The 16,578-nt window shown below is 70.4% G+C and carries 13 protein-coding genes; 5 read left to right on the top strand and 8 right to left on the bottom strand.

Going from position 1 to position 16,578, the window contains the following annotated elements:
• Positions 1-52 precede the first annotated feature (52 nt).
• Positions 53-1,555, bottom strand: a complete 1,503-nt coding sequence (locus ACIPXC_RS32805) for an aldehyde dehydrogenase family protein (RefSeq protein ID WP_401625510.1) — start codon at positions 1,553-1,555, stop codon at positions 53-55.
• 873 nt (positions 1,556-2,428) lie between these two features.
• Positions 2,429-3,142 (bottom strand): NAD(P)-dependent oxidoreductase, encoded by a 714-nt coding sequence (locus ACIPXC_RS32800; RefSeq protein ID WP_401625507.1) that lies wholly within the window; start codon positions 3,140-3,142, stop codon positions 2,429-2,431.
• 95 nt (positions 3,143-3,237) lie between these two features.
• On the opposite strand from ACIPXC_RS32800, the gene ACIPXC_RS32795 reads away from it, so the two are divergent.
• On the top strand, positions 3,238-3,924 hold the full coding sequence (locus tag ACIPXC_RS32795; protein WP_401625504.1) for a TetR/AcrR family transcriptional regulator: 687 nt from the start codon (positions 3,238-3,240) through the stop codon (positions 3,922-3,924).
• Between the two features lie 528 nt (positions 3,925-4,452).
• Here the strand turns inward: ACIPXC_RS32795 and ACIPXC_RS32790 are convergent.
• Complete coding sequence (locus tag ACIPXC_RS32790) at positions 4,453-7,212, bottom strand: AMP-binding protein (RefSeq protein WP_401625501.1); 2,760 nt, start codon at positions 7,210-7,212, stop codon at positions 4,453-4,455.
• A gap of 216 nt (positions 7,213-7,428) precedes the next feature.
• Here ACIPXC_RS32790 and ACIPXC_RS32785 point away from each other — a divergent pair, with 216 nt between their 5' ends.
• Genes ACIPXC_RS32785 through ACIPXC_RS32775 form a run of 3 tightly spaced genes read left to right on the top strand, consistent with a single transcriptional unit; the run spans position 7,429 to position 11,074 of the window.
• A complete protein-coding gene (locus tag ACIPXC_RS32785) occupies positions 7,429-8,448 on the top strand; it encodes an iron ABC transporter substrate-binding protein (protein ID WP_401625498.1) in 1,020 nt (339 codons plus the stop codon).
• Between the two features lie 5 nt (positions 8,449-8,453).
• Positions 8,454-10,043, top strand: coding sequence for an ABC transporter permease (locus ACIPXC_RS32780; RefSeq protein WP_401625495.1), 1,590 nt, complete (start codon positions 8,454-8,456; stop codon positions 10,041-10,043).
• Positions 10,040-11,074, top strand: a complete 1,035-nt coding sequence (locus ACIPXC_RS32775) for an ABC transporter ATP-binding protein (RefSeq protein WP_401625492.1) — start codon at positions 10,040-10,042, stop codon at positions 11,072-11,074. The genes ACIPXC_RS32780 and ACIPXC_RS32775 overlap by 4 nt, the downstream gene beginning before the upstream one ends.
• Positions 11,075-11,330: 256 nt before the next feature.
• Here the strand turns inward: ACIPXC_RS32775 and ACIPXC_RS32770 are convergent, their stop codons facing one another.
• From ACIPXC_RS32770 to ACIPXC_RS32755, 4 genes are all read right to left on the bottom strand, one after another.
• The gene (locus ACIPXC_RS32770; protein ID WP_401625544.1) at positions 11,331-12,344 is read right to left on the bottom strand and encodes a hypothetical protein; all 1,014 of its coding nucleotides are present in this window, start codon (positions 12,342-12,344) and stop codon (positions 11,331-11,333) included.
• A gap of 55 nt (positions 12,345-12,399) precedes the next feature.
• A complete protein-coding gene (locus ACIPXC_RS32765; RefSeq protein WP_401625489.1) occupies positions 12,400-13,173 on the bottom strand; it encodes a thioesterase II family protein in 774 nt (257 codons plus the stop codon).
• 6 nt (positions 13,174-13,179) lie between these two features.
• Positions 13,180-13,803, bottom strand: a complete 624-nt coding sequence (locus tag ACIPXC_RS32760) for an ATP-dependent Clp protease proteolytic subunit (RefSeq protein ID WP_401625542.1) — start codon at positions 13,801-13,803, stop codon at positions 13,180-13,182.
• A gap of 124 nt (positions 13,804-13,927) precedes the next feature.
• The gene (locus ACIPXC_RS32755) at positions 13,928-14,527 is read right to left on the bottom strand and encodes an ATP-dependent Clp protease proteolytic subunit (protein WP_401625486.1); all 600 of its coding nucleotides are present in this window, start codon (positions 14,525-14,527) and stop codon (positions 13,928-13,930) included.
• Positions 14,528-14,868: 341 nt separating this feature from the next.
• On the opposite strand from ACIPXC_RS32755, the gene ACIPXC_RS32750 reads away from it, so the two are divergent.
• Complete coding sequence (locus tag ACIPXC_RS32750) at positions 14,869-15,690, top strand: helix-turn-helix transcriptional regulator (protein ID WP_401625483.1); 822 nt, start codon at positions 14,869-14,871, stop codon at positions 15,688-15,690.
• A gap of 66 nt (positions 15,691-15,756) precedes the next feature.
• Here the strand turns inward: ACIPXC_RS32750 and ACIPXC_RS32745 are convergent.
• Positions 15,757-16,578: beta-ketoacyl reductase (locus ACIPXC_RS32745; RefSeq protein WP_401625480.1), on the bottom strand; the 822-nt coding region annotated here is incomplete at its 5' end.

The following is a 16,578-nucleotide window of genomic DNA, read 5'->3' as shown; positions in this document are numbered from 1 at the left end:
GGGTGGCGGCCCGGTCCACGGCGCGTGGGCGCCGTGGCGGTCGGCCGCCGGTTCATCCGGAGAACCACCGCACGGGGCGGGGAGCCAGGTTCTGGTAGATGTGCTTGCTCTCGCGGTACTCGGCGAGCCCCGAGGGGCCGAGTTCGCGGCCGACGCCCGACTTCCCGAAGCCACCCCACTCGGCCTGGGGGAGGTAGGGGTGGAAGTCGTTGATCCAGACGGTGCCGTGGCGCATCCGCGCGGCCATCCGCCGGGCCCGGCCGGGGTCCGTGGTCCAGACCGCGCCCGCGAGTCCGTACTCGGTGTCGTTGGCGAGGGCGAGGGCCTCGGCCTCGGTCCGGAAGGTCTCCACCGTCAGGACCGGTCCGAAGACCTCCTCGCGGACCACCCGCATGCGCCGGTGGCAGCGGTCCAGGACGGTGGGCTCGTAGAAGAACCCGCCGGCCGGACGGGTGGCGGACGGCTCGGGGCGGGCGCCGCCGCTGCGCAGTACGGCGCCCTCGGCGAGCGCCGAGGCCACGTACTCCTCGGTGCGTTCCAACTGCTTCAGCGAGACCAGCGGCCCGCACTCGACGTCCTTCTCGGTGCCGCGGCCGAGCCGGATCCGGGCGGCCCGGCGGCTCAGTTCGGCCACGAACCGTTCGCGCACCGACTCCTCGATGATCAGGCGGGAGCCCGCCGAGCAGACCTGGCCGCTGTGGATGAAGGCGGCGTTGAGCGCCTGGTCCACCGCCGTGTCGAAACCAGCCGCGGTGTCGCAGGCGTCGGCGAAGACCACGTTCGGGTTCTTGCCGCCGAGTTCCAGAGCCACCTTCTTCACGCCGGGCGCGGCCGCCTGCGCCACCCGTACGCCGCTGGTCAGGCCGCCGGTGAAGGAGACGAGGTCGACATCGGGGTGCTCGGCGAGGCGGGCGCCGACGGTGTCGCCGGGACCGGTGACGAGGTTGGCCACGCCCGTGGGCAGTCCGGCCTCCGTGAGCAGCCGGATGAGCTCCACGGTGGTGAGCGGGGTGATCTCGCTGGGCTTGACGACGAAGGTGTTTCCTGCGGCGAGGGCCGGGGCGATCTTCCAACTGGCCTGGAGCAAGGGGTAGTTCCAGGGGGTGATCAGCGCGCACACCCCTACCGGCTCGTGGACGACGATGCTGTGCACGTCCTCCCGGCCCGCGTCCACCACCCGCCCGGCGCCCTCGCCCAGGACGAGGTCCGCGAAGTACCGGAAGGCGTCCGCCACGCAGTCGACGTCCACGCGTCCCTCCGCCACCGTCTTGCCCGCGTCGCGGCTCTCCAGCAGGGCCAGCTCCTCGCGGTCACGGACCAGCAGGTCCGCGACGCGGCGCAGCAGCGCGGCCCGCTCGGCCACCGGGGTGCCCGGCCAGACCCCCGAGTCGAAGGCGGCGCGCGCGGAGGCGACGGCGGCGTCGGCGTCCTCCCGGTCACCTTCGGCCACGACGGCGAACGGCTGCCCGTCCGCCGGATCGATGATCTCGCGTCGCCCTCCGCCCAGCGCGTCTCGCCAGATGCCGGCCGTGTGGATGGTCGTGTGTGTCAACAAGGGCCATGACTTTCTGCTTCTGGTAGGGCGGGTTCCGGTCTCCCGGCTCGCCCGTGGCCGCAGGCGAACGGACGCCCATCGCGGCCACCGGTCACCCTTCCGGTGCTCGGCCGGGCGGGTGGTGGTCATGCGGGCCGAAGTTACCCAGCAGATTTTGAATTCGCATGGGGCAAATGCCTTGTGGTGAGCAGGCCGGGATGGTATTGGGAGAAACCCTCAGAAAGCCCGAATAAGTGGGGAGTGTCACAGGAAGAGCGTCGCAAAAGGGACAAAAATTCACGCCGCCGTCAAAGATAACGAACGTGCAACATCTTTGCATGATGCCAAGTTTGCGATGTAAACGTTATGCCATTGTCGGCCGCAGGGTGGTTTGACCCACCCCGAAGCGGGTCAAGGGACGGTGGCACCGCCACCGCACGGGAGGCCGGCCCTGACCCCGGTCCGTCGGACCGGAGCGCGTCCCGGGCACGCCGACCCTCCGCGCCGCGGCGCGCACGGAAGCGGTGGCATTCGCGCTGCGGGCGCGGTCGTCGGCGAGTCTTCCGGTATCAGGGCGAGTGGCGCTGTGACGGTGCGGGACATGAGTCAGGGCGTCCGCAAGCGGTCCGCGTGAGATGCCCGCCGACCGCTGTCGCGCAGTGGTGCTTCAGAGGCTGCGGCGAATTGCTGGGCGACCAGCCAGGTCATTGAGGCAGTGTCGCCGGCCGCTTCGCGGATCTGGTCCTCCAGCAGCGGTGCGTAGACGCAGTCCAGCAGGAGGCCGGACACCTCCGCAAGGCCCACGTCCAGCACGTCCTGACGGCCATCGCCGTCAACAGGTCAGTACCGCGATCGAGCGATCACGAACCGAGGGAGACCGGACCCAACGCCCTCTCAGGCCGAACCGCCTGCGTGGGCGTGGGCGAGGGCGCTGGGCGTGTGGCGGCCGACGATCGCCGGGGCCTCGTGGACGAGGGTGTCGTCGGTGAGTGCCTCCACCATGAACAGCGCGAAGTCCACCCGGCGCGTCAGGTTGCTGGCCAGTACCGGGTCGCCCACGTGCCGACTCCATACGGGCAGCCCCTGACTCTCGCCCTCCTCCAGGTCGCTGCCGCGCACCACGGTCCACCGGGTGTCGCTGGCGAACACCCTGCGGCACGCCTCCACCTGGTCGTCGATCTCCACGGCGCGGACGAGCCGGGCCAGCCGGGTGACGATCCGGACGGCCGCTTTGAACCTCCACGAGTACCGGTCCTTGCCGTCGCGCGTGATGTGCCAGCCGCAGGAGAAGACCAGGCGCGCGCCCGGCCGTGCGTGGTCGAGCACCGCCTGAGCCGTTCCCGAGGAGTACTGCTGCACCCCCCACGGCACCAGCACCGTCAGCACCCCGTCGCAGCCGGCCACCGCCCGCCGGATCACCTCGGGGTCGTTCGTGGGACCGGGCACGATGGTCATCCGGCCCTCGAAGGCGGCGAGCTTCGGCACGCTGCGCTCCCGGCACACGCCGACCACCTCGTAGCCGCGTTCGAGGGCGTGCCGGACCATGTACTGCCCGAGCTTCCCCGAGGCTCCGATGATGCAGACCTTCTTCACGCGATCCGTGCCCATGGCCCAGCCCTTTCGCCACATTGTCAACCTTATGCTGTAAGGCACGGTAGCCTTATGCTGTAAGGCAAGCAAGAGGTGCGGAGAAGGAGGAGCGGATGCCCGAGGGAGGCAAGCGCCGGCGCGGGACCTCGACGCGTACGCCGCTCAGCCGCGAGCGCGTGATCCGCGCGGCGGTGGCGGTCGCGGACGAGAAGGGCGCGACCGCGCTCACGATGCGGGCCATCGCCGAACCGCTGGGCGTCGAGGCCATGTCGCTCTACCACCACGTGGCCGGCCGGGACGACGTTCTCGACGGCATGGTGGACGCGGTGTTCGGCGAGATCGAACTGCCGAAGGGCGGCACGGAGTGGAAGAGCGCGATGCGCCGCCGCGCGGAGTCCGTCCGTGCCGCGCTGCGACGCCATCCGTGGGCCGTCGGCCTGATGGACTCCCGCTCCCGGCCCGGCCCCGCGACCCTGCGCCACCATGACGCAGTCCTCGGCGTCCTGCGCGCCGGGGGGTTCTCCGTCCCCATGGCCGTGCACGCCTTCTCGCTGATCGACAGCTACCTGTACGGCTTCGTGCTCCAGGAGCTGAGCCTGCCGTTCGGCGATTCGGCGGAACAGGACGAGGTCACGGGCGCCATCCTCCGGGACATGCCCGCCGACGCCTACCCCCACCTCGCGGAGGTGGCCGCCGAGCACGTCCTCAACCCCGGCTACGACTACGCGGACGAGTTCGACTTCGGGCTCACCGTCATTCTCGACGCCCTCCGGCCGGACGAGGACGGGACCCAGGTCTGAACACCGGGACGCGAGCCGCGCTCTTGCCAGGACGGTCCTGGAACGGCCGGCCCCGCGGCCCGACTGGAGCCCGAGGAACGGCGGCTGGAAGCCCGGCAAGGACTGGGAAATGATCGTCGGAGCTCGGAACCTGCTGACGGGTGAAGGTGGCGATTCCACCCCGCCCAGGCCCCCGGCACCCGCCGGCCCGGCACCTCCGCCTCACGCGTCTACGGGGCCTCGATTGCGAACATGGCCCGTCGCCTCACCACACCCTCTCCGGCCTGGCACGACACCCTCGGGCTGGCCGCGTGAACGTCACCAGGCTCCTGACCGGCCTCCAGGCCCGGCACGACGAGACCACCACCCGGGCCGGTGAACTACGCGACCCGATCCGGCACTTGACCGCCGCCCTGACCGCCGCCCTGACCGAGACCGAAGCGCGACTCGCGGACCCGGCCACCACTGCCCAGGTCATCGCCGAACCCGCACCCGCCGGAGCCGCCCCCGATCCGCCCGAGACGAACAGCGCCTACCAGGCCGCGCCGGTCATGGCGCCACGCCGGACCTCGACCGAGGCCGAGCGCGGGCCACACCTGGAGCTCGGAGTCCCGGTCGGGTGCGTGTGCGCAGCGCACCCGGCGAGAGCGGTGAGGGCAGTCGGCGCATCACACGGGTCGCTGCGATGCCGTAGGCGATACCGAAGATCAGGGAGGCGAGGAAGGCCAAGTGCCTGGAGAACCCGTCGATCAACGGGAAGATCTGCCAGTGGGTCAGGTAGATGTACAGGGAACTGGTGGCCAGGAGGCCGGCGACCTGGTTGACGCGTTCGCGGCTGGGGAGGGACGGTACCCAGACGAGCAGGGCGAACGTGGTGATGATGATCGCTTCTCGCCCGGGGTCGCCGGGGAAGAAGCCGGGCACCGTGGCCAGGGCGGCGGCCGTGACCACGATCCTCTGTGTTCTGGACCCGGCTTTCGCCGCAGCCCAGCCGAGCGCGAACAGCCAGAAGACGGTGACCGCGTCGGGCATGTGGGCGCGGTCGGGGAGCCTGAGCAGGTCGTAGCGGGTCAGCAGCCCGAGAGCGGCGAGCGTCAGGGGCAGGCCGTAGGGGAACCGGCGTTCTGCCCGGTCCGCGAGGGGGAGTGCCAGGAGGGCCACGGCGACGACGAGGATGTAGACCAGTGCCTCGATGAACCAGAAGTGCATGCCCGTTTTGCTGTCCTCGGGCCCCAGCACGCTGTCGAGGAGGGCGAGGTTGGCCAGGGTGTAGTCGTTGTTGAGGAGGAGTACGAAGCCGATCCAGATCATGGACGGCACCGCGACCCGCGCGATGCTGAGGCAGGCGCGCCGGACGCGTTCGCCGCGTTCGGCGGTGGTGAGGTGGAAACGGGCGAAGTTGTAGCCCGCGATGGCGAGCAGCAGGTGTGCTCCGCCCTTGATGCCGAAGACGTGGATGTGCGATCCGACGATGCAGAAGATCGCCACGGCGCGCAGGGCGACGCTGGTGTCGAGTGTCCGCCTGTGTGCGGGGCTCTCTCCCTCCGGCGGCCTGAGCTCCCCGATCGGAGTGGTGTGCCAGTCGGTCGGCAGGTGGCCGAGCCGCTCTTCGAGGTGGAGAGTCATCTCGACGTACGAGAGGGAGTCGCCGCCCAGGCTGACGAAGGTGCTGTCCCGCGTCACATCGGTCCGGTCGAGTACCTGTGCGTAGAGCCGGCACAGGTCTTCGGGGCCGCTGCCCGGGCCTTGTGCGGACGAGCCGGCGTCGGCCGGGTGGGCCAGTTCTCGTACGGCGCGGTAGTCGGGCTTGCCCGTCGGCAGGCGGGGAAGGTCCGCCAGGACGTGGACCCGGACCGCCCGGGCCGGGAGGCCGCACTCGCTCGTCACCAGGTTCCGTATCCGCCGCGCGTCGGAGGCGTGGGCACCGGCAGCACCGGCACCCGCAGCACCAGCACCGGCAGCACCAGCACCCGCACCGGCAGCACCAGCACCTGCAGAACCGGCACCGCCGGAACCGGCACCGGCAGCACTGGCACCAGCACCCGCAGAACCGGCACCGGCACCGACGGCGGCCACGGACAGCCCGGTGTCGTCGCCGGTGCACAGCGCGGTGACCCCGTGCCGTGCGAGCATCGCCTCGACCTGGGCGGGGTCGATACGCAGGCCGAGGATCTTCACGAACCGGCTGCGTCGGCCGACGATCTCGTACATGCCCTCGGGGGTGCGCCGCGCGATGTCGCCGGTGTGCAGCTCCTGCGTGGTCCGGCCCAGAGCGAGGTCATCGGGGGTACGGGCGTAGCCGAGCATGACGTTCGGCCCTGTGTAGACGAGCTCCCCGGTGTCCTCCTCGGGCCAGTCGGGCAGCGGTTCGAGGCGGAAGGAGCCACCGGGAATCGGGACTCCGGCCACCCCGGGGTGGGTGTGCGCGAGGTCGGGCGGCAGGTAGGCCATACGGGCCGTCGCCTCGGTCTGCCCGTACATCGCGAACAGCTCCCAGCCGGCGGCGCGGCCGAGAGCCGCGTAGTGCTGGACCCGGTCGGGTGCGAGCCTGCCGCCTGCCTGGGTGACGTAGCGCAGGTGGGGCAGGTCCATCGAGGCGAAGCCGACCCGGTCGAGCAGGTCGAAGGTGTACGGGACGCCTGCGAAGGTCGTCCCGCGGGCACTGCGGAACAGTTCCCAGAAACAACGGTCGGCGACCGAGAGGTCGGTGAGGATCAGTGCGGCGCCGCGCAGCAGATGGCTGTGGATGACGGACAAGCCGTAGCAGTAGTGCATCGGCAGAGTTGTCGCCGCGCGGTCGGTGTCGCGGATTCCCAGGTAGTCGGCTATGGATTCCGCGTTGGCCTGAAGATTTCCGTGCGACAGCCGTACGAGTTTCGGTGAACCCGTCGATCCGGAAGTGCTCAGCAGCAGAGCCAGATCCGGGTGCAGGTCATGCGCCGAGACGGGGCGCCGCTCGTCGAGTACCCACTGTCCGCCGTCCGGGTGTGCCACGACGTCCGGGTCGTAGGCGTCGATGAGTGACTGCACGGCTTCCGGGTGGTCGCCCGGCACCAGCAGGACCGGATGCCCCGCCGAGAGTGCCGCCAGGTGGACGACGAGCGCCTCGACGGTGTTGGCGCCGACCACCAGGACCAGGCGGCGTGCCGGACCCAGGCGATCGGCTGTCGCTTCCACCCGGGCGGCGAGCTCGCGGTAGGTCACCGGGCCGTCGGTGGTGATCACCGCGGTGCGGTCGTCATGGGCCGCGAGAGCGCGGGCGAACGGAACGGTCTTGGTGCCGGGGAGCAGGGCTGGAGGGGCTGTCACGAGCGCATCTTAGGAAAGCCTTACCTCAGGGGGTAGTCACAGGAAAGTCACGGCTGGGGACATGGAAGATCGATAAGGAATTCGCAGGTAGAGTCGGCTTCGCCGAACCCCCGCCGAGGCCGAAACGTTGCGTGCGTCACTCTTGACCTTTAGGTTAGCTTTACCTTACTTATAGGGCGTTCATAGTTTCTCGCTGCACGTGCAGGAAGGCTTCCCATGCGACGCCCCTCGGTTCGACGTCTGACCGCGCTCCTCGCGGCAGCGCTCCTCCTCCCCGCCGTCGCCGGCTGCGGCGTCGACGAGGACGACGCCGGGCTCGTGATCTACTCCGGCCGCAACGAGAAGCTGGTCAAACCGCTCCTCGACGACCTCGAGAAGGCCGTCGGCACCACGGTCGCCGTCCGCTACGGCGAGAGCGCCGAACTCGCCGCCCAGATCCAGGAGGAGGGCGACAAGACCAAGGCGGGCCTGTTCTTCTCCCAGGACGCCGGTGCCCTCGGCGCCCTCTCCGCCAAGGGCCTGCTGGAGAAGCTGCCGCAGGCATCGCTCGACAAGGTCGACCCGGCCTTCCGTGGCAGCGCGGGCGACTGGGTGGGCACCTCCGGGCGCGTCCGCGTCCTCGCGTACCACCCCGGCCAGGTGTCCAAGGTCCCTGACACCGTGCACGACCTGGTCAAGCCGGAGTGGAAGGGCAAGATCGGCTACGCCCCGACCAACGCGTCCTTCCAGGCCTTCGTCACCGGCATGCGCGTCCTGGAGGGAGACGACGCGACCCGCGCCTGGCTCAAGGGGCTGAAGGCCAACGAGCCGAAGGTCTACGAGAACAACCTCAAGGTCCTCGACAGTGTCGGCAAGGGCGAGGTCTCACTCGGCCTCGTCAACCACTACTACTGGTACGAGCAGGTCGCCGAAAAGGGCGAGAGCAAGGTCAAGGCGAAGATCCACTTCCTGCCGGGCGGTGACCCGGGCGCCCTCGTCAACGCGGCCGGAGTCGGCACCCTCAAGGGCAGCGACCAGACCCCCGTGGCGCAGAAGGCCGTCGACTTCCTGCTCTCGGAGAAGGCGCAGAAGTACTTCGCCGAGGACACCAAGGAATACCCGCTGGCCGCCGGCGTCACCAGCACCGTCAAGGACCTGCCTCCGCTGGCCTCCCTCGACGCCCCCAAGATCGACCTGGGCAAGCTGGAATCGCTGCAGGAGACCCTGAAGATGCTTCAGGAAGCCGGGATGGTCTGACCCGCATGCACTCCACGGATCCCGTCGCAGCGGCGGATCCCGCAGTCCGCCCGGCAGGCGCCACCGCGCCGGCCGGGCGGCTGCGTGCCGGACGCCGCCTGCCCGCCGCCCTGCTCGTTCCCGCGGCCCTCGCCGCGGTGTTCGCGCTGCTGCCGCTCGGCTACCTCGCCGTCCGCTCCCTGGAGCGAGGTCCCGCCTTCGCCTGGGACGTCGTCGCCGACGAGCGCACCGCCCAACTGCTCGGCCGCAGTCTCGGACTGGCCGCCGTCGTCGTATCGGCCTCCCTGGTGCTGGGCGTGTCCCTGGCCTGGCTCACCGCCCGGACCGACCTGCCCGGGGCCCGAGCCTGGTCGGTCCTGGTGACGCTGCCCCTGGCCGTGCCGAGCTACGTCGCCGCCTTCACCTGGCTGTCCGCCTTCCCCGGCCTCGCGGGCTTCGGCGGCTCCGCCCTCGCGTTGACACTGGTGAGCTTCCCGTACGTCTACCTGCCCGTCACCGCCGCACTGCGCGGGGCCGATCCGGCACTGGAGGAGGTCTCCCGCTCGCTCGGCAACGGGCCGCTGCGGACCTTCCTGCGCGTCACGCTGCCGCAGGTGCGTCCCGCCGCGGCCGGGGGATCCGTACTGGTCGCGCTCTACGTGTTCTCCGACTTCGGCGCCGTCTCCCTGATGCGCTACGACACCTTCACCCGCGGCATCTACACCTCCTACCGGGCCAGCTTCGACCGCACCCCGGCCGCCGCCCTCAGCGTCGTCCTCGTGGTGATGACGATCCTGCTCGTGGCCGCCGAGGCCCGTACGCGAGGCCGCGCGGGACAGGCCAGGACCGGGACCGGCACGGCACGCCCCGCCGTCCCCGCGCCGCTCGGCCGGTGGCGGATGCCGGCCCTGACCTGGTGCACGACGGTCGCAGCCGTCGCCGTCCTCATGCCGCTGGCCACCCTCGGGTACTGGCTCGCCGTCGGCAATTCCGCCACGTGGGACCCTGCCGCGCTCTTCGACACCGCCGGCACGACCCTCGGCGTCGCCGCCGCGGGAGCCGCGCTCACGACCCTCCTCGCCCTGCCCGTCGGGGTGATCGCCGCGCGGCACCGGGGCCGGACGGCGTACCTGCTGGAACAGTCCGCCTACGCCGGACACGCCCTCCCCGGCATCACCGTCGCGCTGTCCCTGGTCTTCTTCGCGGTCCGCTACGCCGAACCGCTCTACCAGGAACTCCCGCTGCTGGTCTGCGCGTACGCCGTACTCTTCCTGCCCGTCTCGGTGGCAGCGACCCGGGCCGCCGTACTGCAGTCCCCGCCGGTGCTGGAGGACGTCGCACGCTCGCTCGGCCGCAGCCCCCTGCGCGTGCTGCGCGAGATCACCGTGCCGCTCGCCGCGCCCGGGGTCGCCGCCGGCGCCGCCCTGACCTTCGTCGTGTGCATGAAGGAACTCCCCGCGACCCTCCTGCTGCGGCCGACCGGAATGGACACCCTGGCCACCCGGCTCTGGACCGAGACCGGCACCGGATCCTTCGCCGCCGCGGCCCCCTATGCCGCGGCGCTGATCCTGCTGGCGGCCATCCCCTCCTACCTCCTCGGACGGCACCGCACATGACCGACGTACAGATCACAGGAGTATCGAAGTCCTACGGCCCGGACGCCCCTGTCCTGCGCGGACTCGATCTCACCGTCCCCGCCGGCACCCTGGCCGCCCTCCTCGGCCCCTCCGGCTGCGGCAAGACCACCCTGCTCCGCATCGTCGCCGGCTTCCTGCGCGCCGACGCGGGTACCGTCACCGTCGGCGGACGCACCCTGTCCGGCCCCGGTGTCCACCTTCCCCCCGAGCGCCGCCGCATCGGCATCGTCCCCCAGGAGGGCGCGCTCTTCCCGCACCTGAGCGTCGCCCGCAACGTCGCCTTCGGGCTGACCGGCCACGACCGCGCCGCACGCCGAGGCCGCACCGAGGAGATGCTCGAACTCGTCGGCCTCGGCGGCCACGGCGACCGCATGCCGCACGAACTGTCCGGCGGCCAGCAACAGCGCATCGCGCTCGCCCGGGCCCTGGCGCCGGAACCCGCACTGGTCCTGCTGGACGAACCGTTCAACGCCCTCGACAGCGCTCTGCGCGCCGGTGTCCGGGCAGATGTCCGAGCCGCCCTGAGTGCCACCGGAGCCACCGCCCTGCTGGTCACCCACGACCAGCAGGAAGCCCTCTCCACCGCTGACCTGGTCGCGGTCGTCCGCGAAGGCCGCGTGGCCCAGTGCGACACACCGCAGGAGGTCTACCGCCGGCCCGCCGACCCCTGGGTGGCCCGATTCGTCGGCGACGCCGTGCTCATCCCCGGCACCACCGACCACGGCACCGCGACGACGGTGCTCGGCCGCCTTCCCCTCGCATCGCCCCCCGCAGGCCGGAGCGAGGGCACCGTCCTGCTGCGGCCCGAGCAACTCCAGCTCACCGGAACCGCGACAGCTGCCCAGGGAACCGTGACCGACGTGACCTTCTACGGCCACGACGCCATGGTCACCGTCTTCGTCGACGGCCTGGAGAGCCCGGTCGACATCCGAGTCGCCGGTCCCGTCGCCGTACGGCCGGGTCAGCGCACCGGCATCCTCGTCAAGGGCGAGGCCACGCTGCATCCGTGAACCGCCTGCTCGTGCCGCGAAGGAATCTGCGGCACGTGCAGGCCCAGCCCAAGGAGGGTGACTCCTACGACTGCCCCTTCACCGAGTCGCGGCCGCGCCGTCAGTTCTTGTCACAGGAGGAACCGGGTTCATCGGCTCGCAGGTCGCTCGCAGTCGCCTACCTCACCGGCCGCGGGGTTCCCGGAGCCACGTCGGAACAACCGTTTCGCCGCATCAACCGTGACGCCTTCGGCATCGGCCAAGGCCGCGGGCCTTTCTACGAGGACGAGTCTGACTCCGCACGGCCTCTGTGTCCCGTACTCCTGGTGGTGGCCGGAGATGAACCTCCAAAGGCCGACGGGCGGCCCGTCTCCTTCGCAGACGCCCCGGTGCGCGGGGTACGCAGTGCCAGCAGGGTTGCGGTCAGCCAAGCCAAGGTCAGTCCGCCAGCTGCTCCCAGGGTTAGCCCGTCCGGATCGGCCAGGGGCTGGCCACGCAGCGCTTGCCAGGTCACCAGGGCCACCAGGCCGGCGTACCCCGCCGCCGCCACGATCAACACGCGCAGCCGGACCGTGCCGTCGGCCAGCCGGCCCGCCCCGGACGCCCGGCGGGACAGGGCGAGGGCCAGCAGCGGCAGCACCTGGAGGGCGTGCATGCCGGTGAAGTGGGCGATGCGCAGATCGCCGCCCTCGGCCGACCAGCCGGTCACCGGCAGCTGCCTACCTCCGTCCGGGACCCCCACGCTGTGGGCGCCCACGATGCCGGAGGCCCCGTCGGCGAGCTGCTCGGGTGTCGGCTGGCTCATCAGGAAGCCGAGCGCGAGCCCGACGACCGAGATGACCGTTCCCGACCGGATGGCCCAGGCCGTGGCCCGGTCCGGCAGCGGCTGCCGGTGCAGCAGTACGGCGATCACCACGGTGGCCAGCCAGAGGATGGCCACCGTCGCGCCCATGACGGCGTACAGGCCCGCGTCCAGCGGGGTCTGCTGGTTGAAGTGACTGCGGGTGCCCCGCACCACCTGCGTGACGATGAGCGCCAACTCGACCGAGGAACCGACCACGATGATCGTCCCCGCCCACCAGCTGACCCGCCGGCCGCGAACGAGCAAGGAGTGCAGCCATGCCAGCGTGGCACCGTAAACCCCCAGCGACACCGCGAACTTCAGCGGCTTGAGCCAGATCGGCTCGCCGACCAGAACACGATCGTCGACGACGAGGCCGACGGCGCTGACCAAGGCCATGACGGCCATGGCTGCGGCGAAGTACGACAGGGGTCTGTGCAAACCTCGCATGGTCATGGTGGTTCTCCAGGAATGAAAGAGTGGACGGCGGAAACGGCCGGACCGGCTACTCGCCGTTCGCGCCGTCCAGCCGGGCAGCAAGGGCCGAGGCCACCGCCTCACGGCGTTCATTGAGGAAGAAGTGGCCGCCGGGGAAGGACGCCACGTCGCAGGACCCGGTCGTGAACGCCGCCCAGCCCTCGGCTCCCTCGCGGGTGACGTGGGTGTCCTCGGTCCCCGTGAACACGGACACCGGGCAGGACAGCACGCCTTCTCCGGGCGCGGGCGCCACGTAGCACTCAACCGCCTTGTAGTCGCTGCGCAGGGTCGGCAGGAGCATCCGGACCAGGTCGTCGTCGGCGAGCACCGCCGCGTCCGTACCGTTCGACCGACGCAACTCCGTGAGGATCGTCGCGTCGTCCTGGTCGTGCAGGTTGGGCCGCGTGCCGGCGTGGCCCGGGGCCCGGCGGCCGGAAACGATCAGCCGGACCGGCCGGAGCCGCCCGGCGGTCTCCAGCCGGCGCGCCACCTCGTACGCCAGCAGACCGCCCATGCTGTGTCCGAACAGGGCCAGCGGCCGGTTCGGGGCGACTTCGGTGAACGCCTCGGTGATCCGGTCGGCGAGCTCGGTCAGGTCGTCCAGTGGCGGCTCGCTGCGGCGGTCCTGCCGCCCCGGGTACTGCACGGCGCACACCCCGATCCGGGGGGCGAGCAGCTTGGACATGGGGAAGTGGGTGCTGGCCGCTCCCCCCGCGTGGGGGAAGCACAGCAGCGTCATCCCGTCCTCGGTCTCGGTGGAGAACCGCCGGAACCACCTGCTCGCAGCATGGGAGACAGCCATGTCCGGTCAGGAACCGTTCTTGCCGCGGGGCATGATCACCTGATCCACGATCCCGTACTCCAGGGCGCCCTGGGCGGTGAGGATCTTGTCGCGGTCCAGGTCCTGGCGGATCTCCTCCTTGTCGCGGCCGGTGTGATGGGCCATGATCTCCTCGATCCGGTCGCGGATGCGCTCGATCTCCAGCGCCTGGATCTCCAGATCCGACACCTGGCCCTGCTGGCCGGGGCTGGCCGGGGCATGCATCAGGACCCGGGAGTTGGGCAGGGCGACGCGCTTGCCCTTGGTGCCCGCGGCCAGGACGACCGAGGCGGCCGAGGTGGCCTGCCCGATGCAGACGGTCTGGATGTCCGGCTTGACGAACTGCATCGTGTCGTAGATGGCGAGCAGCGAAGTAATCGAACCGCCGGGCGAGTTGATGTAGATGGAGATGTCGCGGTCCGGGTCGGCCGACTCCAGGCAGAGCAGCTGGGTCATGACGTCGCTGGCGGAGGTGTCGTCGATCTCGGAGCCGAGGAAGATGATCCGCTCCTCGAACAGCTTGGCGTAGGGGTCGAACTCCCGCACACCCTGGGAGGTGCGCTCGACGAAGCGGGGGACGACGTAACGGGCCTGGGGCGCGTACTTGCGCATGGACAAAACAGCCTCCGTACTCACAGGGACTCGGTGGGGATCGGGCAGGCGGGCATGGGAAACGCCGACGGCGCGGCGAGTGACGCACCGTCACCCGTCGCGCCGGTGCTGAACAGGCGCTGGATCAGCGCGCGGCGAGTCCGCCGCCCCCCGGCATCGACGGGGTGGAGCGGATCACGTCGTCGATGAGGCCGTAGTCCTTGGCCTCCTGAGCGGAGAACCAGTAGTCGCGGTCGGAGTCCTTCGTGATGCGCTCGACGTCGTTCCCGGAGTGCAGCGCGATGAGTTCCGCCATCTCCTTCTTGGTCTTGAGGAGGTGCTGCACGTAGATGCGGATGTCACTGGCCGAGCCGGAGAAGCCGGCCGACGGCTGGTGCATGAGGATCTTCGCGTGCGGCAGGGCGAAGCGCTTGCCGGGGGCACCGGAGGTCAGCAGGAACTGCCCCATCGAGGCGCAGAAGCCCATGGCGATGGTGACGACGTCGTTCTTGATGAGCTGCATCGTGTCGTACACGGCCATGCCGGCGGTCACCGAACCGCCGGGCGAGTTGATGTAAAGGTAGATGTCCTCTTCGGTCTGGGCCGCGAGCATGAGAAGCTGCGCCGTGATGCGGTTGGCGATGTCGTCGTCGACGGGCTGGCCGAGGAAGACGATGCGGTGCTGGAGAAGGCTGCTGAATACCTGATCGCCCATTCCCCAGGGCGGCGCGCTTCCATTGTCCATTCGAGGCGCAATGTGGCCGAAATCCGCCGCCTGGTAATCATCCTGACGAGTCACTGAACCCCCATGTGGATCCACCGGCAGCAACCGCCACCGTTCGATACTTCCGTGCGTTCCGTTCCCTTGCTCCGAGCGGCGTCGCCTACAACTGCCAGGAGACGTACCGATCTTCACACTTCGTGACCGTAGCACGATCATTCGGGCGGCACCCCTGACCGGCAGATCGTTCGCTGAGAGCGCACGACGTGGGAGCCGGCGCAGGGCCCTTCTCGCCCGGTGATCGCGCCGGGTGATTGTGCTTAGATTAAAGCGATCATTGGCCACAGTTCACACGGGGGTAGAACGTGTCAATCGGCGAGTATCGAAGGCTGGAACGCGCGCATTTTCTGAGGAAAAGGCGTGAAAGCATCTTGCCTTGTGAAGTCGGTTTGCCAAAGGGCGTCCGACGAAGGACCCCGGGGCTGCGTCGCGAGGAAGTCGCCGTCCTCGCCGGGGTGAGCCCCACCTGGTACACGTACCTGGAGCAGGGCCGGGACGTCTCGCCGTCACCGGACGTGCTGGACGGCCTTGCCAGTGTGCTGGGGCTGTCGGTCTTCGAACGCGACTACCTGGTCGCCCTGTCCCGTGAACCGGATGCTTGCGCGCCCACGGTGGGACCCTCCGACTCCTGGAAGTACCTGGAGGTAGTGGCCGAGAACATGTACCCGTTTCCCGCCTACATCTGCTCTCCCTCCGGCGACGTGATTGGCTGGAATTGTGCGGTGCCCACGTGGCTCACCGACTTCGGGCAACTGCCCGAGCAGGAGCGCAACCTGCTCGTGTGGATGCTCACCTCCGAAGTGGCCCACCGGCGGTTCGTCGATTGGGAAGACGCCTCCCGCCACCTCGTCGCCCGGTTCCGGGCCGAGGTGACCGACTGGCGGGCGTTCCCGCACACCGACCGGATGATCAACGAACTCTCCCGCCGCAGCGCCCGTTTCCGGGAGTGGTGGGACGAGCACCGGGTGTCCGGACCGCTGACCAGGGTCCATCACATGCGGCACCCCGAGCACGGCATCGTCGCGGTGCGGATGGTCGAACTGCTCCACGAGGACCCCAACGGCGCCGTGCGTCTCATCGTTCACACGCCGGTGGCCGCCGAACAGCGGGGCCTGGCCGCAGCCTAGGACGGTGACGGGGCGTGCTTCTCGCGGTCCGGCCGTGGGGTCGGCCGCGAGAAGCACACGCCCCGTCTACTCGCCCGCGGTACGCGGAGCCAGCTGCTCCGCCAGCTTGCCGACCGTCGGGAAGTCGAACACCAGCGAACTGGGGAGCACCAGACCGGTCTCATCAGCAAGCCGGTTGCGCAGTTCGACCGCCATCAGCGAGTCGAAGCCCAGGTCGAGCAGTTCCTCCTCGACCTCCACCTCCTCCGGGTCGTCGTACCCCAGGACCTCAGCGACATTGCGCAGCACCAGCGCGTACGCCTGCTCCGCGTCCAGCAGCAGCGGTCCGGCCGCGGAACCCGGCTCGCCGCCGGGCTCGTCGCCGCCGGTCCCGTCACCGGCCGTGTCGTCGGCCGGGACCGCGGACGGCAGTGCGGACAGCACCCTCGGCAGGGCTCCGGCCGTCGCCCGCTCCGACAGTGTCTTCCCGTCCAGTTCCGCCGCGACCAGCGCCGCCTCGCCGCGCGCGAGGGCCGCGTCAAGCAGGCCCAGCGCCGCCGTCGCCGTCATCGGACGTACGCCCGCCCGGTCCAGTCGGCCCCGCTCGGTGTCGCCGAGCGTGCCGCCCATGCCCGCGCCCTCCCACAGGCCCCACGCCAGCGATGCGGCGCGCAGCCCCAGACCTGTCCGGTGCTCCGCGAGTGCGTCCAGGTAGGCGTTGGCGGCGGCGTAGTTGGCCTGCCCGGCCGTGCCGAGCGTTCCCGCGAGCGAGGAGAAGAGGACGAACGCGTCCAGGTCCAGCTCCCGGGTCAGTTCGTGCAGATGCCAAGCGGCGTCGGCCTTGGGAGCCAGTACGCCGGCCAACCGCTCCGGAGTCAGGGACTCCAGCGTGCCGTCGTCCAGCACACC

It is taken from the genome of Streptomyces sp. NPDC090021 (genome assembly GCF_044748225.1).
Lineage (GTDB): Bacteria > Actinomycetota > Actinomycetes > Streptomycetales > Streptomycetaceae > Streptomyces.
This window is presented reverse-complemented; position numbering and strand designations above follow the sequence as displayed.